This is a genomic window from Pseudomonas sp. 13159349 (assembly GCF_013305685.1).
In the GTDB taxonomy this organism is placed as follows: Bacteria; Pseudomonadota; Gammaproteobacteria; order Pseudomonadales; family Pseudomonadaceae; genus Aquipseudomonas; species Aquipseudomonas asiatica.
In genome coordinates, this window is the sequence record NZ_CP045553.1 from 5,343,397 (window position 1) to 5,364,547 (window position 21,151).

The 21,151-nt window shown below is 61.1% G+C and carries 17 protein-coding genes, 2 tRNA genes and 3 pseudogenes; 4 read left to right on the forward strand and 18 right to left on the reverse strand.

What is annotated here, in order from left to right; all coding sequences use genetic code 11:
- The first annotated feature begins 231 nt into the window (after nucleotides 1-231).
- From GEV38_RS24620 to GEV38_RS24635, 4 genes are all read left to right on the forward strand, one after another.
- Nucleotides 232-318, forward strand: a tRNA-Leu gene (locus GEV38_RS24620).
- An 88-nt stretch (nucleotides 319-406) separates the two neighbouring features.
- Nucleotides 407-493 (forward strand) — tRNA-Leu (locus GEV38_RS24625).
- A 275-nt stretch (nucleotides 494-768) separates the two neighbouring features.
- On the forward strand, nucleotides 769-1,782 hold the full coding sequence (locus GEV38_RS24630) for an extracellular solute-binding protein (RefSeq protein ID WP_054572153.1): 1,014 nt from the start codon (nucleotides 769-771) through the stop codon (nucleotides 1,780-1,782).
- Entirely contained in the window at nucleotides 1,782-3,347 is a 1,566-nt protein-coding gene (locus GEV38_RS24635) for an iron ABC transporter permease (protein ID WP_013974423.1), read from the forward strand. Before GEV38_RS24630 ends, GEV38_RS24635 begins: the two co-directional genes overlap by 1 nt.
- Before the next feature lie 50 nt (nucleotides 3,348-3,397).
- On the opposite strand, the pseudogene GEV38_RS24640 reads toward GEV38_RS24635, so the two are convergent.
- The 18 genes and pseudogenes from GEV38_RS24640 to GEV38_RS24715 all read right to left on the reverse strand — a co-directional run bounded on the left by GEV38_RS24640 (nucleotide 3,398) and on the right by GEV38_RS24715 (nucleotide 21,149).
- A pseudogene (locus GEV38_RS24640) lies at nucleotides 3,398-4,055 on the reverse strand (Bax inhibitor-1 family protein).
- Between the two features lie 228 nt (nucleotides 4,056-4,283).
- Nucleotides 4,284-4,658, reverse strand: coding sequence for a hypothetical protein (locus GEV38_RS24645; RefSeq protein WP_054572154.1), 375 nt, complete (start codon nucleotides 4,656-4,658; stop codon nucleotides 4,284-4,286).
- A 123-nt stretch (nucleotides 4,659-4,781) separates the two neighbouring features.
- Nucleotides 4,782-5,201 (reverse strand): annotated as a pseudogene (locus tag GEV38_RS27865) (hypothetical protein); the annotation flags it as partial.
- 22 nt (nucleotides 5,202-5,223) lie between these two features.
- Nucleotides 5,224-5,601 carry a hypothetical protein gene (locus GEV38_RS24650; RefSeq protein WP_054572156.1) on the reverse strand — a complete coding sequence of 126 codons (378 nt, stop codon included), beginning with the start codon at nucleotides 5,599-5,601 and terminating at the stop codon, nucleotides 5,224-5,226.
- Nucleotides 5,598-6,572, reverse strand: a complete 975-nt coding sequence (locus GEV38_RS24655; RefSeq protein WP_100413019.1) for a hypothetical protein — start codon at nucleotides 6,570-6,572, stop codon at nucleotides 5,598-5,600. Before GEV38_RS24655 ends, GEV38_RS24650 begins: the two co-directional genes overlap by 4 nt.
- 9 nt (nucleotides 6,573-6,581) lie before the next feature.
- A complete protein-coding gene (locus GEV38_RS24660) occupies nucleotides 6,582-7,070 on the reverse strand; it encodes a type VI secretion system tube protein Hcp (protein WP_054572157.1) in 489 nt (162 codons plus the stop codon).
- Nucleotides 7,071-7,301: 231 nt separating this feature from the next.
- Nucleotides 7,302-7,793, reverse strand: coding sequence for a DUF2867 domain-containing protein (locus GEV38_RS24665; RefSeq protein ID WP_015272002.1), 492 nt, complete (start codon nucleotides 7,791-7,793; stop codon nucleotides 7,302-7,304).
- 176 nt (nucleotides 7,794-7,969) lie between these two features.
- On the reverse strand, nucleotides 7,970-8,854 hold the full coding sequence (locus tag GEV38_RS28120; protein ID WP_371034222.1) for a methyl-accepting chemotaxis protein: 885 nt from the start codon (nucleotides 8,852-8,854) through the stop codon (nucleotides 7,970-7,972).
- 21 nt (nucleotides 8,855-8,875) lie between these two features.
- Nucleotides 8,876-9,568 (reverse strand): annotated as a pseudogene (locus GEV38_RS28125) (methyl-accepting chemotaxis protein); the annotation flags it as partial.
- 631 nt (nucleotides 9,569-10,199) lie between these two features.
- Entirely contained in the window at nucleotides 10,200-11,492 is a 1,293-nt protein-coding gene (locus GEV38_RS24675; protein WP_013974430.1) for an adenylosuccinate synthase, read from the reverse strand.
- Nucleotides 11,493-11,548: 56 nt separating this feature from the next.
- A complete protein-coding gene (locus tag GEV38_RS24680) occupies nucleotides 11,549-12,736 on the reverse strand; it encodes an ATP phosphoribosyltransferase regulatory subunit (protein ID WP_013974431.1) in 1,188 nt (395 codons plus the stop codon).
- Nucleotides 12,737-13,037: 301 nt separating this feature from the next.
- Nucleotides 13,038-13,907: a protease modulator HflC gene (gene hflC, locus GEV38_RS24685; RefSeq protein ID WP_013974432.1), complete on the reverse strand. Its 870-nt coding sequence runs from the start codon at nucleotides 13,905-13,907 to the stop codon at nucleotides 13,038-13,040.
- The gene (gene hflK, locus GEV38_RS24690; protein WP_015272004.1) at nucleotides 13,907-15,088 is read right to left on the reverse strand and encodes an FtsH protease activity modulator HflK; all 1,182 of its coding nucleotides are present in this window, start codon (nucleotides 15,086-15,088) and stop codon (nucleotides 13,907-13,909) included. The genes hflC and hflK overlap by 1 nt, the downstream gene beginning before the upstream one ends.
- A gap of 96 nt (nucleotides 15,089-15,184) precedes the next feature.
- Nucleotides 15,185-16,486 (reverse strand): ribosome rescue GTPase HflX, encoded by a 1,302-nt coding sequence (hflX, locus tag GEV38_RS24695; protein ID WP_015272005.1) that lies wholly within the window; start codon nucleotides 16,484-16,486, stop codon nucleotides 15,185-15,187.
- A gap of 12 nt (nucleotides 16,487-16,498) precedes the next feature.
- Entirely contained in the window at nucleotides 16,499-16,759 is a 261-nt protein-coding gene (gene hfq, locus GEV38_RS24700) for an RNA chaperone Hfq (protein ID WP_015272006.1), read from the reverse strand.
- 94 nt (nucleotides 16,760-16,853) lie between these two features.
- Nucleotides 16,854-17,825, reverse strand: coding sequence for a tRNA (adenosine(37)-N6)-dimethylallyltransferase MiaA (gene miaA / locus GEV38_RS24705; RefSeq protein ID WP_013974436.1), 972 nt, complete (start codon nucleotides 17,823-17,825; stop codon nucleotides 16,854-16,856).
- Nucleotide 17,826: 1 nt separating this feature from the next.
- On the reverse strand, nucleotides 17,827-19,722 hold the full coding sequence (gene mutL, locus GEV38_RS24710; protein WP_054572158.1) for a DNA mismatch repair endonuclease MutL: 1,896 nt from the start codon (nucleotides 19,720-19,722) through the stop codon (nucleotides 17,827-17,829).
- Nucleotides 19,719-21,149, reverse strand: a complete 1,431-nt coding sequence (locus GEV38_RS24715; RefSeq protein WP_015272008.1) for an N-acetylmuramoyl-L-alanine amidase — start codon at nucleotides 21,147-21,149, stop codon at nucleotides 19,719-19,721. Before GEV38_RS24715 ends, mutL begins: the two co-directional genes overlap by 4 nt.
- Nucleotides 21,150-21,151 lie beyond the last annotated feature (2 nt).

Consider the following 21,151-nt stretch of genomic DNA (forward strand, 5'->3'; position numbering starts at 1 on the left):
GCATAGGCGTATTGAAACCGGAAATGTCAGCCTTGGACAGCCCCAACGGCGTGTCTGGCGAGGACGAATAGGCCTGCGGAATCAACAAGTTGAATTTTTTGAAATTTTTTTTGCTTGGGGGGTTTACAGCCCCCCGGACCGTCCGTATAGTGCGCACCACAACGACGGACAACCCCGAAGTTGTAGTAGAGATGAGCGGCGCTGTAAAGCATCAAGTAATCTCGAATGTGTGCCCAGGTGGCGGAATTGGTAGACGCGCTGGTTTCAGGTATCAGTGGCTTAACGGCCGTGGAAGTTCGAGTCTTCTCCTGGGCACCAAATATTTTCAAGTAACAGATGACCAAGGATCTGTTACTACTGTGTGAAAGCGAACGATAGTCGCCTTCCTCAGATGATGCAAAGCTTTGCCCAGGTGGCGGAATTGGTAGACGCGCTGGTTTCAGGTATCAGTGACTTAACGGTCGTGGAAGTTCGAGTCTTCTCCTGGGCACCATACAAAAACCCACTAGCCTTGCTAGTGGGTTTTTTCTTGCCTGCGATTTTTGTATCCCTCCTCTTTCGGTCATAGGTGCAAACCTGTGCCGGCCTCTTCGCGGGCGCGCCCGCTCCCACAGAATCATCACAGGCCTTCCGGCTAGTGAAATACCTGACACCTTCAGACTCTTGCACCTTGGTCTGACCATGAATTTCTCGTCACCCGGCCACTTGAGAAACGATTTCGTTTACCATTGTTTCCAAATATGTAGCCGTAAGCGAGGAAGTACCCGCATGACGATCCGCCCGCAACCGCTGATGCGTACCTTGGCCGCCGCCGTGCTGAGCCTGGTCGTTGGCGCTCCGGCCGCCATGGCAGACGCACCGGTCACCCTGACCATGTACAACGGTCAGCACAAGGAAATCGGCGAGGCCATCGCCAAGGCCTACGAGGCCAAAACCGGCGTCCACATCAATATTCGCAAGGGCAGCAGCAACCAGCTGGCCAGCCAGATCATCGAGGAAGGCGAACGCTCGCCGGCCGACATCATCTACACCGAAGAGTCCCCTCCCCTGAACAACCTGGGCGAACTGGGCCTACTGGCAAAGATCGATGACGCCACCGCGAACATGATGCCCAAGGAGTATGTAGGCGCCAACGGCACCTGGATGGGCATCACCGCCCGTACGCGCATCGTCGTCTTCAACCCGAAGAAGGTCGACGAGAAAGACTTGCCGACCACAGTGATGGACTTTGCCAACCCCGAGTGGGAAGGCCGCGTCGGCTATGTGCCCACCAGCGGCGCCTTCCAGGAACAGGCCGTGGCCATCCTGAAGATGCACGGGCGAGAAGCCACCGAAGAATGGCTGACCGGCCTGAAGGCATTCGGCAAGACCTACACCAACAACATGGTCGCCCTCAAAGCCGTGGAAAAAGGCGAAGTGGCTGCGGTACTGGTGAACAACTACTACTGGTATGCGCTGGAGCGCGAGCGCGGCAAGCTGGACACCAAGCTCTACTACCTGGCCGATGGCGATGCCGGCAACCTGGTCACCATTTCCGGCGCAGCCGTGGTCAAGGCCAGCAAGCACCCGAAAGAAGCCCAGGCCCTGCTCAACTGGATGGCCAGCGAAGAAGGCCAGCGCGTGATCACCCAGACCACCGCCGAGTACCCGCTGCACAAAGGCATGGTCTCCGACCGTGGCCTGAAACCGTTCGAAGACCTGCGCCCGCCGAAGATCTCACCAGCCGACCTGGGCAATGCCGAGGAAGCGATCGAGCTTGAGCGCGAGGTCGGCCTGCTCTGATGACTGCCGCCCTGTCCGAGCCGGTGCCGGTACGCTTCGTACCGCGCCGCAAGCGCCCCTCCGTCTGGGTGGTGCTGCCTGTGCTGTTCCTGGTAGCGATGAGCTTGCTGCCTTTGCTGTACGTTGCCATGAAAGCCTGGGAGGCCGGCTGGCGCGAAGCCTTGCACCTGCTGTGGCGGCCGTTTGTCTGGGGGCTGATGCGCAACACCCTGATGCTGATGGTCGGGGTGACGCTGACCTGCATGGTGGTCGGCTTGGCCCTGGCCTGGCTGCTGGAGCGCAGCAACCTGGCCGGCCGCCGGTTGTGGGGCGTGGTGCTGTGCCTGCCGTTCGCCGTGCCGTCGTTCGTCAGCAGCTTCACCTGGGTGTCGCTGAGCTCGGACTTCGAAGGGCTGGGCGGGGCGATCATGGTCATGGCCCTGTCCAAGTACCCACTGGTGTTCCTGCCGGTGGCCGCGACCCTGCGCAACCTCGATACCTCGCTGGAGGAATCGGCACGTACGCTGGGCTGCAGCCGCTGGGGCGTATTCATCAAGGTCACCCTGCCGCTGCTGTGGCCATCGATGCTGGGCGGCGCGCTGCTGATCGCCCTGCACATGCTGGTGGAGTTCGGCGCTTTGTCGATCCTCGGCTTGCAAACCTTCACCACGGCGATTTACCAGCAGTTCGAACTGGAGTTCAGCAATGCCAACGCGGCCATGCTGTCCGCCGTACTGTTGGCGATGTGCCTGGTGATGCTGTGGCTTGAACTGCGGGTACGCGGCAAAGCCCGTCATGTGCGCATCGGCCAGGGTGTGGCGCGGCGAGCACAACCGGTGCGGCTGCGTGGCTGGGCAGTGCTGGCGCAACTGTTCTGCGTGGGCCTGGCGGTGTTGGGCAGCGGTATTCCGCTGGCCATGCTCGGCTACTGGTTGAGCGTGGGTTCATCGGCGGCATTCCCCGTGGCAGCCATTTCCAAGGCGCTGTTCACCTCGTTGTCGGTGTCGCTGGGTGGTGCCGGTTTCTGCGTGTTGCTAGCCCTGCCAATCAGCTTCCTGGTGGTGCGCTACAAGGGCCGCCTGGCAATCTGGGCCGAGCGCCTGCCATACCTGTTGCACGCCCTGCCCGGCCTGGTGATTGCCCTGACCCTGGTGTTCTTCGCCCTGCATTACGTGCCGGCTCTGTACCAGACCACGGCACTGTTGCTGCTGGCCTATGCGCTGCTGTTCCTGCCGCTGGCGCAGTCGCCGGTGCGCACCGCACTGAACAAGGCTTCACCTACCCTGGAGGAAGCGGCACGGACCTTGGGCGCGAGCAGCTTTGCCGCGTTCTGCCGGGTGACCCTGCCGATCATCTTCCCGGCCATGGCGGCAGCCTTTGCCCTGGTGTTCCTGGATGCCATGAAGGAACTGACAGCTACCTTGCTGCTCAGCCCGACCGGCATGACCACCCTGGCCACCGAGGTGTGGGCGCACACGGCCAACGTCGAGTTCGCGGCGGCAGCGCCTTATGCGGCGTTGTTGATTGTGGTTTCGGGGTTGCCGGTTTATCTGCTTACAACGCGGATGTATTTGAACAAGGCTTGAAAGCTTGCCCAGGCCGCCATGCGGCCTGGGCATTAAGCCACTTGGGCAACTCACTTCTTGGACATGATTCGCAAGACCCGCAGAAACAGATTGATAATGTCTAGATACAGCGATGCAGCGCTGTCTATTGCATTATCCACGGTACGCTCAATCTGGTTCGCACGCCCCCCAATCAACCCCGATATAGCCACAGAAGATCAGTGCAGTGATCCAATCCATTACCCCGAGATGGATACCGAATAACCAAACCTGCGCCAATTCAACGAAGATCACAGCTATCAAAGCTATGCATAATGACGCCTTGATGCGCTTGAAGAAGCGGGGGAATACAGACCCCAGCAACATCATGGCAACGGTTAGCAAGACGGTCGCTTGCAAGGCATTCACGATGTTTTCATGTGAGTACTTTGGGAGGACGATGACAAGCAGCAACCCGACCGGAATCACGATCCGGTTGTAGCCGAGGAAACTGTACAACGGCTTTTCAGATTTGAAGATGATCGCGACACCCGCTAACGCGGTGATCAAGTAGCCAACCAGGAACAGCATCATGGGGATGGAACGAACAATATCGGGCGGCACCGTGATTACCAGATACCAGTTGACGAAGAAGCCCCACAGCAGTACTGCGCCGAGGATCAGATTGTAGATGCTCGCCGATATTTTATGATTGGTTCCGAGTCGATTGAAGGTTTCGTTCTCCAGCATGTCTGTTATGCCCCCTGGCGTCTATGCTTGTAAATACTGCCCGCGATAACGTGCGCTCAACGCCACCCGGCTAACCAACTGCTGTTTCGCTGCGGCGGCGCCTTATGCGGCGTTGTTGATCGCGGCATCGGGTTACCGGTGTATTTGCTGACTATACGGATGTATTTGAATAAGGCGGAGAGCGGGTCCAGACTGGTGACCAACCCGGATTTCATTAATATAAACCCGTCATCTCAGAAACCTTATCCAAACACAGAACATAGCCAGCAAGACAAAAAGCAGCACGTGAGCATGCCATAACCAAACCAGTAGTTTTTTAAGGCTTTGAGGGGCATTGCGGACATCTTCACTGTCCAACATACCTTTGCGAATGCAAAAAGCCTTCATTGATAGCATCGCGGAAACTGACCCCAAACGCATAATCTGCCCAAGCATACCAGCACGGGCATACATTGCTTTGCTTCCCACAACCATGGGACTATTTGAGAAGCTTGCCTCGACCTTATCAAGGAAGCGGTATGCAATTACAATCCACGTTCCAAACATTAAAAATGGTGATGCAAACAAACACACTCCGAGCACCGCGACCTGCACATTGGTCATTGCAGCACCTCATATAAAACTTCTCCATGAAACTCGCCACCCATTTCTCCTAACGCCCCACCTACACTACCTCCAGCCACTCCGCCGAGCAACACGCAAGCGACAGTCCCTGCACCTGCTGTGATGCAGTTGATCAATCTCCTCTAGCGTTTTCTTGATAGCCTCAAGATGCTTGTTCCAGGCATCACTGGCTGCACCTGCACCTATAGACGCACGGGTCAACAAGCTCTGCAACAGGTCATAGTTCTCTAGGAAGAATCCATCGATTCCCCCTCCGTTCAACTCGATATCAAGGTGTATCCCAGCCGCCTTACCCATGAGAAAAGCTTCATGACTAGTGCAGGAGGGGGTGCTTGGATCACCCACGATCACGAGTTCGCCAGGGAAAACGACGCTATTGGCAATATGCGCATTCAACACATCAAACTTGACCCGCTGATTGGCCGACATCGGCGTGCCGGCCTTCAGCGACTCATACGATTGCGCCTGGAGATTGCACTTGCTCCACCGCCGCCGGCACCGTGCTGCCCGCGATCGGCGCAAACTCGCCTACCCACACACCAAATTAATAGCCTTCCAATTTCAACCAACTCCAAAGACCTATGAGCGACAAAAAAATAGCGACATGAACAAACCACAAGCCCACAAGCATACGGCGCAAACCACCAGGAAATTTCTTTACATCCTGAAGATCCAAAAGGCCTTTACGAATGCAAATCGCCCTCATCGACAACATTACGGATGCGGAGCCGGTACGCATCACTTTACCCACCAAACCCGCCTGACCAAAAATATTTTTATTACCAGAAACCATTGAACTATTAGAAAGCAACGACTCTATGTAACTCACATAGCGAACTGAAATATAAACCCATATAAATATGACCATGAACATAGCCATCATTAAAGGAAGACCTAACCACCTGGCGTCGAAGCCAATCATTGCGTCACCTCATATAACAACTCACCAAACATCTCACCGATATCACCTACGACCGAACCGCCTGCAGCACCACCCACGGCGCCTCCAATGACAGTACACGCGAGGGCCCCCGGACCGCCTGTCGTCACTCCGAGGAAAAGTACGCATCCAGTTCCCCCTAGAAATCCACCAATAGACCCGCCCGCGATCGAGCCCCCCGTACTGCCGACCAGAGAGACTCCTTCCACATACTTGGCCTTTCTGCAATCTTCAGAGCGTCCAAAGGTACATGCATGATGGATACTTAGCCCTGTTGAAGCCACGTCGAGCCCCAAGCCGATATAAGTGCCCTTCTTAATCAGACTTGCCGCTTTCGAGACGCCAGCAATCTTTTCGGCATATCCAGCAATCTCACCTGTATGTAGGTAGCTCTTGGTAGATATCTCGAGCGCTCTTTTCACCGATCCCTTATTTTTCAGGCCCGAACCATACGCAGCCATGTTGTTCAACTGCCCTTCCAACTTCATAAACAATGCCATTCTCTTGGCATAAAATTCGTCACGCGCTTTTAGCGTGCCGTTTTTCAAATACTCCCGATGTAATATCTCGATTTCTTCCAACGTCCTCTTGATCGCATCGAGGTATCTGCTCCAACCATCGCTCACAACGCCTGCCCCCATGGAGGTATGAGAGAGCAAGCCTTTCAACATCTCATAGTTATCCAGAAAGAAGTCATCCACCCCAGCGCCATTGATCTCAAGCTGATGGTGTATCCCCGCCGCCTCTGCCATCAAATATGCTTCATGGCTCGTACACGATGGGGTACTGGGATCTCCAACAATCACCAGCTCCCCTCCGACAACCACGCTATTGACGATATGCGCATTCAACACATCAAACTTGGCCCGCTGATTGGCCGACATCGGCGTGCCGGCCTTCAACGACTCATAGGATTGTGCCTGGGGATTGATGAAGCTACGTGCCTCGGACATGGTCGCACCTCACGCATATTTCTTGTTGCTGATGCGATCCCAGCCGCCGGTCACATTGCCGCCGGCACTGCCATCGAGGCGTTTCTGACGCGTGTAGGTGGTCTTGATACGGCCATAGTTCAGTTGCACCACCTCCATCGGCACGCCAGCACTGGCGCTCTGGGTGTAGTCGGCGATGATCACTTCTTCGAGGACGACCTCGTAGTACTTGAGCTTGTCGCCACCCGCACGACACAGCACCAACTTCACTTCTTTCAGGTGCTGGCCGGCACAGCTGGCTTCCAGCAACTTGCAGCTGGCGCTGTCCAGGTGCTTGGTGAAAGAGAAGTTGGTGAGGGTGGTGCGACCTGATGATGCGCCGCCCGCAGAACTGGCGGTGGCAGAGGTGCTCTGGTTGGCACCAAACTTATAGCCAGCGATCTCGATCCAGTTAGTGAACTGCTCGTCCAGCGCTTCACCAGCGATTTCGGTGATTTGAGTATAAGCATCGAAAGCCATGCTTACCTCTCCCTGGTAATGTTTGGGCTGATAACGACAACGCTCTGACATTGTCGTCTTGCGGTTGTGCCTGAAAAGCTCACGGCGGATTAGCGCTGTCGCCTCAAGGCCCGGTTGACACTAGTTCCCTGTGCCAAGCCACGCAATAGCACGCGCTCACCAAGGCAAACTTTGGGAAGTTACCTACAACATCAGGTAAAAATTCTGATTTATCAGGTAAGAATCTGCTGCTTATCGACGCTCGAAACGATGGCCCTGCAAGTTGCTCAGCATCCGCCGCACGATCACGCCATGAACCCATCCAACCGGTACCATGTACAAACGCCCAAAGGTGTTGAAGCACTTCACCGAGGTGGTCACGTTCAACTGCGGGAAGCCGCACTCCCCTGTCGACACATCCATGCAGACCATGACGGCCAAGTGCGTATCGCGCGAGGTCAGCACCAGTTGCTGGTCGCTGATGGCCTCGACAGTGAAGAAGTCCAGACCCTCGCCGACGGCTGGTACATGCTCTGGATCGCGGCGAGTGAAGCCGTGGATATCGGCGACATTGAAACGACGTGAGATGTAGTCGCGAATTTGAAAAGCCAAGGCCAGCCAGCCGGGGACGTCCGAGGTCATGGCGCAGTAGGCTTGCAGGGCGGTCAGCGGTACCGTCAGCTGCACGCTGTCAGTGTGGAGAAAATCAAGGCATGCCTTGGCGGCGACCAGTTGGGCGGACATGAGCAACTCCCTTTGTCATGTGTCGCCGACAGCTTAGCAACATGACTCGCTGTAGGAGCGGCCTTGTGTCGCGAAAGGGCTGCGCAGCGGCCCCGGCAATTTCAGCGTTCAAGCAGATATCCCGGGGCTGCTGCGCAGCCCTTTCGCGACACAAGGCCGCTCCTACAGGGACCGCATCAAGCTCTGAATTGGCCCAGGCTGGCACGCAGCTGTGCCGCCAGGTCATCCAGCACCTTGCTACTGGCCGTTGTCTGCATCACCACCTCGGCCGAGCGTTCGGCCTGGGCGTGTATGGTTTCCACCCGTCCACGCACTGCCTGCGCCCCGCTCGCCTGCTGCTCGGCCGCGCGGGTGGCCAGGCCGATGGCTGCATGCACCTGCTCCACCGCCGCCTGCACCGACTGCTGACGGCGCTCGTTGTCACGCAGCACCAGCAGCCCTTCGCTGGCCTTGAGCCCGGCCTGGCTGATGGTGGCCACGGCCTCCTTGGCCCCCTTCTGCAGCGCGGCGATATGCGCCTGGATATCTCCTGTGGAACTTTGCGTCTTGCTCGCCAGCGCCCGCACCTCATCGGCCACGACGGCAAACCCGCGCCCGGTTTCGCCGGCACGGGCGGCTTCGATGGCCGCGTTCAAGGCCAGCAGGTTGGTCTGTTCGGCGATGCCGTGGATAACCGTCAGCACCACTTCGATCTGCTCGCTCTGCTTGGCCAGGCGCTCGATCACCTGGGAGCCGGCCTCCACCTGCCCGGCCAGGTTCTCGATCAAACCGGCTAGCTGGGTTGATGTGCGGCTGTTCTCGTCAGTTGCCTGGCGGATATCCACCACCTGCTGCAGGGCTGCCTGCATCGCGTGGCTTTCAGCCTGGGCCTCGTCGGCCATGCTTGACAGGTCGCGCAGGCTGGCCGCCACTTCATCGCGTTGCAGTGCAGCGGCAGCATCGGCGCCGGCATTGCGCTGGGCCATTGCGCCAATCTCAACGCCGGTACGCTGCGCTACCTCGCCGGCCTCGCGCACGATGGGCTGCAGCTTGTCGACAAAGCGGTTCACCGCCGAGGCCATGTCGCCAATTTCATCGCGGCTGTCGAGCAGCACGCGCTTGGTCAGGTCGCCTTCACCGGCAGCGAGGTCGTCGAGTGCAGCGATCAGCAGGCGCAGCTTGCTCAACACCCGCCGGCCAAGCACCACGGCTACCACCAGCAGCACCCCAAGGCCGACCAGCACCAGCCCCAGGCCGATGCGCCAACGCAGCTCTGCAGCAGCATCGCGAACCGTCTGTGCTGTATTGGCCTGCATCGCGGCGGCGCTGCCCTGGGCCTTTTCCAAACGCTCGCGCAGGGTGTTGCCACTCTCGGCCGCAGCACCGACCAGGCTGTCACCGACCAGTTGCTCACCACTGGTGATAAGGGCGGCGAAGCGCTGGTCGAGCGCCTTGAGCTCCTGGTCGATGCCAGCCGTGGAAACACCCATCACCACCTTGCCGATTTCCGCACCATTGGGGCTGATCGAGGCCTCGACGAAGTACACCGCCGGGTCCCGCCGTGCCGCGTCGATTACCTTGTCCAGCGCACGCTCACCCTGACCTTTTTCCATCAACGCCTGGTTGATCGGGTTCTGCCGGTTCAGGTAGCGGGTAAGGTGCTGGCCCTGAGCGTCGTCGTAAACCACAAACAGCACGTTGGGGTTGCGCTGGGCGCGGCGCGCGAAGTCGGAGAGCACCGGCACATCGTTGTCCCAGATCGCCCGCGGTGCGACCGACGCCAGCAGCTCGGCCATATCGTTGGCGGAGTCCTTGAGGTTCTTCTCCAGCGTGCTGCGCAGCTGCTGCTGCTCGCTTTGCAGGCGTGCCGACAAACCTGCACTCAGGCGCTGGCGGGTGCTGCTGGAGAGGCCGTCGAGGCCTGAGCGCACATCTTGCCCGGCTTGCTCCAACTCACTGGCGAGTTGGCGGCTGTCATTGCCCAGGCGTTCACCCAGGTCGGCTTCCAGGGCGGTGACCGTGCTTCGGGTAAGCGCAACGGCGACCAGCACCTGCACCAAAAGAGCGATACCAAGGGCAACAAACACAGGCCGCAAAAGGCGGCTTCGTAACAGTGAGAGGATGGCAGACACGGTGAACCCTCGTGTTTTCTGGCGCCACTATTCTGATGGCATCTACAGAAACTTCTTACAGCAAGGGTTGTGCCGGAGGCAGCAGGGATAAATGCCAAGGTTCAGCAGTGTGCTTGCCTGCACCGGCCCTATCGCCGGCAAGCCAGCTCCCACAGGTTCACCACAAGTCTTGGGGGTTGCGAGGTCCCTGTGGGAGCCGGCTTGCCGGCGATAGGGCCAGTACAGGCATACCCCACAAATGAAAACGCCGCAGCCCCTTTCAGGGCCACGGCGTCAGATCAGCCTGGAAGGCAGATCAGGCGAACGGATGACGCAGCACGATAGTCTCGTTGCGGTCCGGGCCGGTGGAGATGATGTCGATCGGCGCGCCGATCAGCTCTTCGATGCGCTTGATATAGGCGCGAGCGTTAGCCGGCAGTTCTTCCAGGGTTTTCACGCCCAGGGTCGATTCGCTCCAGCCTGGCATCTCTTCGTACACCGGCTCCAGGCCGATGTAGCTGTCGGCATCGGAAGGCGCGTCGATGACGGCACCGTTCTCGTTCTTGTAGCCAACGCAGATGTTGATGGTTTCCAGGCCATCCAGTACGTCCAGCTTGGTCAGACAGATGCCCGAGATGCTGTTGACGTCGATGGCGCGACGCAGGATCACGGCATCGAACCAGCCGCAACGGCGCGCACGGCCGGTGGTGGAGCCGAACTCATGGCCACGCTTGGCCAGGGTAGCGCCAGTCTCGTCGAACAGTTCGGTCGGGAACGGACCGGAACCTACGCGAGTGGTGTAGGCCTTGGTGATACCCAGGATGTAGTCCAGGTACATCGGGCCAACGCCAGAACCGGTGGAGATACCGCCAGCGGTGGTGTTGGAGCTGGTGACGTACGGGTAGGTACCGTGGTCGATGTCCAGCAGCGAGCCCTGGGCACCCTCGAACATGATGTCCTTGCCGGCGCGACGCAGGTTGTGCAGCTCGGCGGTGACGTCGAGCATCATCGGCTTGAGCTGTTCGGCGTAGGCCATGCATTCGTCCAGGGTCTGCTGGAAGTCGATGGCCGGCTCTTTGTAGTAGTTCACCAGCTGGAAGTTGTGGTAGTCCAGCAGCTCACCCAGCTTGGCGGCGAAACGCTCGCGGTGGAACAGGTCGCCCACGCGCAGGCCGCGGCGTGCGACCTTGTCTTCGTAGGCTGGGCCGATACCACGGCCGGTGGTACCGATCTTGGCTTCGCCGCGGGCTTTTTCGCGGGCCTGGTCCAGGGCAACGTGGTACGACAGGATCAGCGGCGCAGCCGGGCTGATGCGCAGACGCTCGCGCACCGGCACGCCCTTCTCTTCCAGCTTGGTGATTTCACGCATCAGGGCATCCGGGGCAACGACCACGCCGTTGCCGATCAGGCACTGTACGCCTTCACGCAGGATGCCGGACGGAATCAGGTGCAGAACGGTCTTTTCACCGTTGATCACCAGGGTGTGACCCGCGTTGTGGCCACCCTGGTAGCGCACTACGGCGGCAGCATGTTCGGTCAGCAGATCGACGATCTTGCCTTTGCCCTCATCACCCCACTGGGTGCCCAGGACGACGACATTCTTACCCATTACATTGGTCCTCATTCACGCAAACTTGGTTGCCGGCCTACTGCCGGCGCAGAAACTCACTGGGCCAGCGGCAGAACCTGCCAGCGCCCGTCTTGCTGAATCAATTGCCGATCACAATCCGCCTCGAGAGCAGCACTCAACGGCTGGCCAGGCAGGGCCTGGACCACACGCTGGCCCTCGTTGCGCAACTGGCAGACTTGCTGCCAGAGGGCCGCGTCGCCACTGTCCGGCATCCAGATGCCGCCAGTTGGCAATACGACCTCCGCTCGCCCCAGTGTGACCAGGGTCTTCAAATCCGTGGAGAAACCGGTGGCCGGGCGGGCCCGGCCGAAATCGGCGCCGATGTCGTCATAGCGCCCGCCCTGGGCGATCGATTGGCCTTCGCCCGGCACGAACACGGCGAACACCACGCCTGTGTGATAGTGGTAACCGCGCAGCTCGCCGAGGTCGAAGTACAGCGGCAGGTCCGGGAAGCGCGACGCCAGGCGATCGGCGATCGCCAGCAGGTCGTCCAGCGCCGCCAGCACGCTGGCCGGGGCTCGGCCCAGGCGCACGCGGGCTTCGGCCAGCACTTCGCGGCCACCGCACAGTTCCACCAGCGCGCGCAGCATGTTGCCCAGGTCCTTCGGCAGGTCGGCGGTCAGCACCTGAACCTCATCCACGGCCTTGCGCTGCAGGGCGTCGAACAGCTGCTGCTCGACCGCGCCGGACAGGCCGGCAGCACGGGCCAGGCCGCGGTAGATACCGACGTGGCCCAGGTCCATGTGCACATCTGGCACATCGGTCAGCTGCAGCGTGGCGAGCATCAGGCTGATGACTTCGACATCGCTGGTGGGGCTGGCGTCGCCGTACAGCTCGGCACCCAGCTGGATCGGGCTACGCGAGGTGGACAGGGCACGCGGCTGGGCGTGCAGCACGCTGCCGGCATAGCACAGGCGGCTCGGGCCTTCACGGCGCAGGGTGTGGGCGTCAATGCGCGCCACCTGCGGGGTGAAGTCGGCGCGGAAGCCCATCAGGCGACCGGACTGCGGGTCTACTACCTTGAAGGTGCGCTGATCCAGGTCCTGGCCGGCGCCGGTGAGCAGCGACTCCAGGTACTCGATATGCGGGGTGACGACCAGCTCGTAGCCCCAACTCTGGAACAGGTCCAACACCTGGCGGCGCGCGATCTCGATGCGCGCGGCCTCAGGTGGCAGTACTTCCTCGATGCCATCTGGCAGCAGCCAGCGGTCTACCGTTGCCATTACGCCATTTCCCCTCTGGTCCGGGCGGCTTGCCAGCAGGCGAGCCGTCAGTAAAGCCGGTATCGCGCACAGCAGCGGGCAGCACTGATCCCAGCGCAGCCACCGTACCCGACACCCTCGAATTGCCTTGCGACCTGACCAATCCGCCAACTGGCGGTTTGCCAATCAACCTTGCAGACGCAAAAAAGCCGGGAAATTTCCCGGCTGCCTCATCATACACCCCTTTTCATTAAGGATGCACCCCGCCTGGCGTTTTAGCTGCCAGGCGGGGCGCCGCCGCATGAAAATCAGGGCCTGAGCATCACGGCCTGCTCTTGTCCAGGAAGCGGAAGAACTCGTTCTTCGGGTCCAGGACCAGCACGTCGCTCTTGCTCGAGAAGCTCTCGCGGTACGCCTGCAGACTACGGTAGAACGCATAGAAATCAGCGTCCTGGGTGTAGGCCTTGGCGTAGATGGCGGCCGCCTGGGCGTCGCCGTCACCGCGGGTTTCCTCTGCTTCGCGATAGGCCTCAGCCAGCAGTACGCGGCGCTGACGATCGGCATCGGCACGGATACCTTCAGCCAACTCGTTACCCTTGGCGCGGTGCTCGCGGGCTTCACGTTCACGCTCGGTGCTCATGCGGTCGAACACGCTGCGGTTGACTTCCTTCGGCAGGTCGATGGCCTTGACGCGCACGTCGACCACCTCGATACCCAACTCCTTGGCGGCCATGCGGTTCAGCGAAGCAGTGATGTCAGCCATCAGCGCGTCACGTTCACCGGAAACCACTTCATGCAGGGTACGTTTACCGAACTGGTCACGCAGGCCGCTTTCCAGACGACGCGACAGACGCTCGTCGGCGATCTGTTTCATGCCGGATGTGGCGGTGTAGAAACGTTCGGCGTCCTTGACGCGCCACTTGGCGTAGGCGTCGACCATCACCGCTTTCTTCTCCAGAGTCAGGAACCGCTGGGTCGGGGCGTCGAGGGTCATCAGGCGGGCGTCGAACTTGCGCACCTGGTTCACGTACGGAATCTTCACGTGCATGCCCGGCTGTACATCCGCCTGGACTACCTTACCGAAGCGCAGCAATACCGCACGTTCGGTCTGGGACACGATGTAGAAGCTGTTCCAGGCCACGATGGCCAGGACCACGGCGGCGATCAGGGCGATCAGCGATCTGTTGCTCATCAGCGGCTCTCCCTAGTACGCAGCGGCTGCTGTTGCTGTTGCAGGTCCTGCGCCGCACGGGCGGCCGCATCGTTGACCGATGGCGACACGCTGGTGGTCGGCGCGGACGAGTTGCGGCTGCCTTCGACCATCTTGTCCAGCGGCAGGTAGAGCAGGTTGTTCTGCCCGTCCTTGGTTGCCACCATGACCTTGCTCGAATTGCTGTAGACCTCTTGCATGGTCTCCAGATACAGGCGCTGACGGGTCACGTCAGGTGCCTTGCGGTACTCGGCGACCAGCTTGGTGAAGCGATCGGCCTCACCCTTGGCGCGGGCAATGACTTCGTCGCGGTAACCGTTGGCGTCCTCGATGATGCGCTGGGCCTGACCACGGGCTTCCGGTACCACGCCATTGGCGTAGGACTCGGCCTGGTTGCGGGCACGCTGCTCGTCTTCACGGGCTCGGATCACGTCGTCGAAGGCTTCCTGCACTTCACGCGGTGCAGCCGCGCTCTGTACGTTGACCTGGGTGACAGTGATACCGGTACGGTAGGTGTCGAGGAAACGCTGCAGGCGCTCGCGGATATCCACGGCCATCTGCTCACGACCTTCGGTCAGCACCTGGTCCATCGAGGTGGAGCCCACCACATGGCGCAGGGCACTCTCGGTCGCGTGCTGCAGGCTGACCTCAGGCTGGTCGACGTTGAGCACGAAGTCCTGCAGGTTGCTGATCTTGTACTGGACGGTCAGCGGTACCTCGACGATGTTCTCGTCTTCGGTCAGCATCTGGCCCTGCTTGGTATAGGCACGCTCGCGCGTGACGTTCTCCATGTACTTGCGATCGATCGGCGGGAAGTAGATGTTCAGGCCGGGGCCGACCGTCTCATAGTACTTGCCGAAGCGCAGCACCACGGCCTGCTCCTGCTCGTCGACCACGTACACGGCGCTGTACAGCCAGATAGCAGCCAGCACCGCCAGGCCGATGCCCAGCAGGCCCAGGCCACCGCCCTTGCCGACATTGCGGCCACCGCCGCCACGTTTCTTGCCACTGCCGAACATGCCGTTCAGGCTGTCCTGCAATTTGCGGAAGGCCTCGTCCAGGTCCGGTGGACCTTTCTTGTCACCACCGCCGCCACCGCCATTCCGGCGACCGCCCCAGGGATCCTGATTGTTCGAGTTGCCACCCGGCTCGTTCCAAGCCATAGCGCTCTCCATCTGATAAAGCAAAGACGCGCCCACGGCGCGCCGTCCAATGCTACAGAATGCCTGTCACTGCTGCCCGGCGACCTCGACGAGCATTTATTGCAAAGTGTGTTGCTCGACAAACACTTGCGGCTCCATGCCTTCGCGGCTGACCAGGCGATTCAGTTCGACCATGGGCAGTCGCACGCTCAGCAGGCTGCGCCCTTCTTCATCATGCTCTTCACTCTGCACGGCACCCAAGGCAAAGAATTGCGCGCGCAAGCGGGCAAAACGCTGCTCCAGACACAGGGTACCGACAAACAGATCATCCCCCAGCAACTCGGCAATCGCCTGGCCGACCAGCTCCAGGCCACGCCCATCGCGTGCCGATACCCAGACCCGTTCCGGCTTGCCATCGGCATTGCGCTGGATCTGCGGCTCGACATCTTCGAGCAAGTCGAGTTTGTTATACACCTCGAGGATCGGCAACCCTTCGGCGCCAATCTCGCCCAACACCGCCAGCACCTGCTCGATCTGCTCCATGCGCTCCGGCTCATGGGCATCGATCACATGCAGCAACAAGTCGGAATTGCTCGACTCTTCGAGCGTAGCCCGAAATGCCTCGACCAGCTTGTGCGGCAGGTGGCGAATGAAGCCCACGGTGTCGGCCAGCACGATCGGCCCCAGGTCGTTCAGCTCGAGCCGGCGCAGGGTCGGGTCGAGGGTGGCGAACAGCTGGTCCGCGGCATACACCTCGGATTCTGTCAGGGCGTTGAACAGCGTGGACTTGCCGGCGTTGGTATAACCCACCAGCGATACCGACGGAATGTCCGCACGCTTGCGCCCGCGGCGTGCCTGCTCGCGCTGGCTGCGCACCTTCTCCAGGCGTGACTTGATCTGGCGAATGCGCACCCGCAACAGGCGGCGGTCGGTTTCCAGCTGGGTTTCACCCGGGCCGCGCAGGCCGATACCACCCTTCTGTCGCTCAAGGTGGGTCCAGCCGCGCACCAGCCGCGTGCTCATGTGCTCGAGCTGGGCCAGTTCGACCTGCAGCTTGCCTTCATGGGTACGCGCCCGTTGGGCGAAGATATCGAGGATCAACCCGGTGCGGTCGAGCACACGACACTCGAACACACGCTCGAGGTTGCGCTCCTGACTGGGCGTGAGGGTGTGATTGAAAATCACCAGGTCTACCTGCTCGGCATGGACCAGGTCGTGCAACTCTTCGACCTTGCCACTGCCAATCAGGTATTTGGCGGAAGGCTGATGCCTTGCCACCGTGACCAGCGAGACGATGTCGGCACCGGCCGACAATGCCAGTTCCTGAAACTCCTGCGGGTCTTCGCGCGCCTCAGGGTTCTGACCTTCCAAGTGAACGAGCAACGCCCGCTCACCACCACCGTGGCGCTCAAAGAACAATGCAGGCTCCTATCAGGCGTTGCCTGGCTCGCTGTCGCCGTGATCGGAATCGGACGGGCTTGGCAGGCGAACCGGACGGGCAGGAACCACGGTCGAGATGGCGTGCTTGTAGACCATCTGGCTGACGGTGTTCTTCAGCAGTACCACGAACTGGTCGAAGGACTCGATCGAACCCTGCAGTTTGATGCCGTTGACCAGATAGATGGATACCGGGACCTTTTCTTTTCTCAAGGTGTTCAAGTAAGGGTCTTGTAGCGAATGCCCTTTTGACATATGCCGCACTCCTGTAAGGATCAATAATAGAAAATCAAGAAAATCGATAAATTAGGCCGCCCCTTCGCAAGAATAGACGGCAATCAGCAGGGACTCAGCTCAATATGGAGATGGCCCCAAGGTATTTCAAGGTGCGGGACAGATTGTCGCAGGCCAGGCTGTCAAGCCAGTGTACTTCAGGCCAGCCACGCAACCAGGTGAACTGCCGCTTGGCCAGCTGCCTGGTGGCAATGATACCGCGTTCACGCATCTCATTCTCAGTCAGCTTGCCGTCCAGGTAATCCCAGACCTGCCGATACCCCACTGCCCGTATAGACGGCAGCCCGGCGTGCAAGTCACTTCTGGCTCGCAGCGATCGGACCTCGTCGACGAAGCCCTGTTCCAGCATCTGTGAAAATCGTAACGCAATTCGCTGATGCAAAATGTGACGATCTGTAGGAGCAATCGCCAAACTCGCGACAGTATAGGGCAAATGTCCGCCAGCGCCTGCGTCTGCGCCGCGACTTTCCGCGAATTGACGCTGTCGATGTGCCGTCATGCTCTCGCCACTCACCCGGTAAACCTCCAACGCCCTGATCAATCGCTGCGGGTCGTTGGGGTGGATACGCGCCGCCGACTCAGGGTCAACCTCGGCCAACTGGCGGTGCAACTCGGCCAGCCCCAGCGCTTCGGCCTGGGCTTCCAGCTCGGCACGCACCGCGGCATCGGCCGCCGGCATATCGGCCAGGCCATCGATCAACGCCTTGTAATAGAGCATGGTGCCGCCCACCAGCAACGGGATCTTGCCGCGTGCGGTGATCTCGGCCATGGCTTCCAGGGCATCGGCACGGAACTGCGCAGCCGAATAGCTTTCGGCCGGGTCGCGAATGTCGATCAGCCGGTGCGGGTGGGCGGCGAGGATTTCTTTGGAGGGCTTGGCCGAACCGATGTCCATGCCGCGGTAGACCAGCGCCGAATCGACGCTGATCAGCTCGCACGGCAGTACTTTGGTCAGCTCGATGGCCAGGTCGGTTTTGCCGGCCGCCGTCGGGCCCATCAGGAATATTGCAGGGGGCTTGCCGCTCATTTCATCGACCGCGCAGGAAGAGTTTGTCCAGGTCGTCCAGGCCCATCTGGGTCCAGGTGGGGCGACCATGGTTGCACTGGCCGCTGCGCTCGGTGTTTTCCATGTCACGCAGCAGGGCGTTCATCTCGGGGATCGCCAGGCGCCGGTTGGCGCGCACGGCACCGTGACAGGCCATGGTACCGAGCAGCTCGTTGAGGTGCGCCTGGATACGGTCGCTGGTGCCGTATTCCATCAGGTCGGCGAGTACATCCTGCACCAGGCGGTTGGCCTCGGCCTGCTTGAGCAAAGCCGGGATCTGGCGGATAGCCAAGGTCTCGGGGCCCAGACGCTGCAGTTCGAAACCCAGCCGTTGGAACCACTGCGCGTGCTCTTCGGCGCAGTCTGCTTCACGCTGGCTCAGGGCCAGGGTCTCGGGCACCAGCAGCGGCTGGCCGCTGAGGCCTTCGCTGGCCATGGCCACCTTGAGGCGCTCGTACATGATGCGCTCGTGAGCGGCGTGCATGTCTACCAGCACCAGGCCAATGGCATTCTCGGCCAGGATGTAGATACCCTTGAGCTGCGCCAACGCGTAGCCCAGCGGTGGAACATCGCCCTGGCTTTCAGGCAGCGTCGTCGGCACCGCGCCGTCATCCAGCGGTTTGTAAAATTCGCGATACACCGCCTGTGCCTCGGCGGCCGGCAGCGGCTGCGAGGGGCGCGGCGTGTACTGGTACTGGTAACCCGCACCACTACCACCGCTGGAGAATGACTGCTGCGGGCCACGCGGCTGCTCGAGCACCGGCGAGGCCAGGCGCATTTCGCCCTGGGGGCCGAACTCACCGGCCTGCGGGCCCGTGGGGCGGACCACTTCGGGTACGGCAGCTGGCGCCGCCAACTGGTCTTCCGGGCGCACATCGGCCAGCGCGCGATGCAGGGTGCCATACAAGAAGTCGTGCACCGAGCGCCCCTCGCGGAAACGCACCTCGTGCTTGGTCGGGTGCACGTTGACGTCGACGCCGTTAGGCTCCAGCTCCAGGAACAGCACAAAGGTCGGGTGCCGACCATTGAACAGCACGTCGCGGTAAGCCTGGCGCACGGCGTGGGCGACCAGCTTGTCGCGCACCGCACGGCCGTTGACGAAGAAATACTGCAGGTCTGCCTGGCTGCGCGAGAACGTCGGCAGGCCGACCCAGCCCCAAAGGCGCAGGCCGTTGCGTTCCACGTCGATCGGCAGCGCCTGCTCCATGAAGCCCGGGCCGCAGATGGCGCCCACCCGCCGCGCACGGGCGGTTTCATCGTGGGCCTCGTGCAGGCTGAGGATGCTCTTGCCGTTGTGGCGCAGGTGGAAGCCGACATCGAAGCGCGCCAGCGCCAGGCGCCTAATCACTTCCTGCAGGTGATCGAATTCGGTTTTCTCGGCCTTGAGGAACTTGCGCCGGGCCGGGGTATTGAAGAAGAGGTCGCGCACTTCCACCGAAGTACCCACCGGGTGCGCCGCCGGCTGCACCCGCGGGGTCATGTCGCGGCCTTCGGTTTCCACCTGCCAGGCCTCGGTAGCGCTGGCGGTACGCGAGGTAAGGGTCAGGCGCGCCACCGAGCTGATCGAGGCCAGGGCCTCACCACGGAAGCCCAGGCTCAATACCCCTTCCAGGTCTTCCAGCTCGCGGATCTTGCTGGTGGCGTGACGGGCCAGGGCCAGCGGCAGGTCGTCGGCGGAAATGCCGCTGCCATCGTCACGCACCCGCAGCAGCTTGACGCCGCCCTGCTCAACTTCCACGTCGATACGCCGGGCGCCGGAGTCCAGGCTGTTCTCCAGCAACTCTTTGGCGACAGAGGCCGGCCGCTCGACAACCTCGCCGGCGGCAATCTGGTTGGCCAGCCGCGGGCTGAGCAGCTGGATGCGCGAACCGCCAGTCATTGCGAGGCCAACGTGGTAGCGGGGATATCGAGGCGCTGGCCGACCTTCAGTTCATCGGTCTTGAGGCTGTTGGTGCTGCGCAGGCTGGTCACGCTGACCTGGTAGCGCACGGCAAGCATCGCCAGGGTCTCGCCAGGGCGTACCGTGTGCTCACGCGGGCCAGCGGCGATCTTGCCGGTGTCGCGCAGCCAGGCGATGTAGGTGCCCGGCGGTGGGTTCTGCTGGAAATACTGGCGCACACCAGTGTGGATCGAACGGGCCAAGGCCTGCTGATGGCTGGCGGTGGCCAGCTTGGCGGCTTCGTTGTTGTTCGAGATGAACCCGGTTTCAACGAGGATCGACGGAATATCCGGCGACTTCAGCACCATGAAACCGGCCTGTTCCACCCGCTGCTTGTGCAGGGAGGTAATGCGGCCCATGTTGCCCAGCACCTTCTGCCCGACATTGAGGCTGGAGCTGAGCGTGGCGGTCATCGACAGGTCGAGCAGCACGCCGGCCAGCATGCGGTCCTTGTCGTCGAGGCTGACGTTACCGGCACCACCGATCAGGTCGGAACGGTTTTCCGTGTCGGCCAGCCAGCGCGCAGTCTCCGAGGTGGCGCCGCGGTCCGACAGGGCGAATACCGAGGCACCAAAGGCGGCGCGGGACGGCGCGGCGTCGGCGTGGATCGAGATGAACAGGTCGGCGCCCTTCTTGCGGGCGATTTCCGTGCGCTTGCGCAGCGGGATGAAGTAGTCGCCCGTACGGGTCAGCTCGGCCCGGAAGCCTTTCTCGCTGTTGATCTGGCGCTGCAACTCCTTGGCGATCTGCAGCACGATGTCTTTTTCATGCTGGCCACGCGAGCCGGACGCACCCGGGTCCTCACCGCCGTGGCCTGCATCGATGGCAACCACGATGTCACGCTTTCCGCTGGGTACCGGCGGTAGCTTGATGGCAGGCTGGGCCGGGCTCACCGGCACCGCCGGCGTGGTTGCAGGCGTTGGTACCGGGGCGGGTGCCGGAGTCGGCGCGCTGGCCGCAATTGCGTCAGCCTCCTGATCGTACAGGTCGACCACCAGCCGGTTGCCGTATTGGGCATTGGGCGCCAGGGTGAAGCTTTTCGGGGTCACCGACTTTTTCAGGTCGACCACCACGCGCAGGTCGGTCGGGGTGCGCTGAGCCGAACGCACGCTGCTGATCGGCGTATTGGAGGTAGCCACGTTCAGTGGCGCGGCCAAGGTCGCGCCATTGATGTCGATAACCAGGCGATCAGGTGCACTCAGGGTGAAGACGCTGTGTTGCACGGGGCCAGACAGGTCAAAGACCAGCCGCGTGTTGTCCGGCGCGCGCCACAGGCGCATGCTCTTGACTTGAGTGACGGCCAGAGCGTCAACGGTCACCGTTGTCAGCAGCAGCCCAACGATGGCGACCAGTGCGCGTATGCGCATAC

Bases quoted from the DNA above. Each gene is read 5' to 3' on its own strand.
- hfq (WP_015272006.1), bottom strand. From the start codon at position 16,759: ATGTCAAAAGGGCATTCGCTACAAGACCCTTACTTGAACACCTTGAGA.
- hflC (WP_013974432.1), bottom strand. From the start codon at position 13,907: ATGAGCAACAGATCGCTGATCGCCCTGATCGCCGCCGTGGTCCTGGCC.
- GEV38_RS24715 (WP_015272008.1), bottom strand. From the start codon at position 21,149: ATGCGCATACGCGCACTGGTCGCCATCGTTGGGCTGCTGCTGACAACG.
- GEV38_RS24650 (WP_054572156.1), bottom strand. From the start codon at position 5,601: ATGATTGGCTTCGACGCCAGGTGGTTAGGTCTTCCTTTAATGATGGCT.
- GEV38_RS28120 (WP_371034222.1), bottom strand. From the start codon at position 8,854: ATGGCCTCGGCGGTGAACCGCTTTGTCGACAAGCTGCAGCCCATCGTG.
- GEV38_RS24680 (WP_013974431.1), bottom strand. From the start codon at position 12,736: ATGGCAACGGTAGACCGCTGGCTGCTGCCAGATGGCATCGAGGAAGTA.
- GEV38_RS24675 (WP_013974430.1), bottom strand. From the start codon at position 11,492: ATGGGTAAGAATGTCGTCGTCCTGGGCACCCAGTGGGGTGATGAGGGC.
- GEV38_RS24630 (WP_054572153.1), top strand. From the start codon at position 769: ATGACGATCCGCCCGCAACCGCTGATGCGTACCTTGGCCGCCGCCGTG.
- miaA (WP_013974436.1), bottom strand. From the start codon at position 17,825: ATGAGCGGCAAGCCCCCTGCAATATTCCTGATGGGCCCGACGGCGGCC.
- GEV38_RS24655 (WP_100413019.1), bottom strand. From the start codon at position 6,572: ATGTCCGAGGCACGTAGCTTCATCAATCCCCAGGCACAATCCTATGAG.
- GEV38_RS24665 (WP_015272002.1), bottom strand. From the start codon at position 7,793: ATGTCCGCCCAACTGGTCGCCGCCAAGGCATGCCTTGATTTTCTCCAC.
- hflK (WP_015272004.1), bottom strand. From the start codon at position 15,088: ATGGCTTGGAACGAGCCGGGTGGCAACTCGAACAATCAGGATCCCTGG.
- mutL (WP_054572158.1), bottom strand. From the start codon at position 19,722: ATGACTGGCGGTTCGCGCATCCAGCTGCTCAGCCCGCGGCTGGCCAAC.
- GEV38_RS24645 (WP_054572154.1), bottom strand. From the start codon at position 4,658: ATGACCAATGTGCAGGTCGCGGTGCTCGGAGTGTGTTTGTTTGCATCA.
- GEV38_RS24660 (WP_054572157.1), bottom strand. From the start codon at position 7,070: ATGGCTTTCGATGCTTATACTCAAATCACCGAAATCGCTGGTGAAGCG.
- GEV38_RS24635 (WP_013974423.1), top strand. From the start codon at position 1,782: ATGACTGCCGCCCTGTCCGAGCCGGTGCCGGTACGCTTCGTACCGCGC.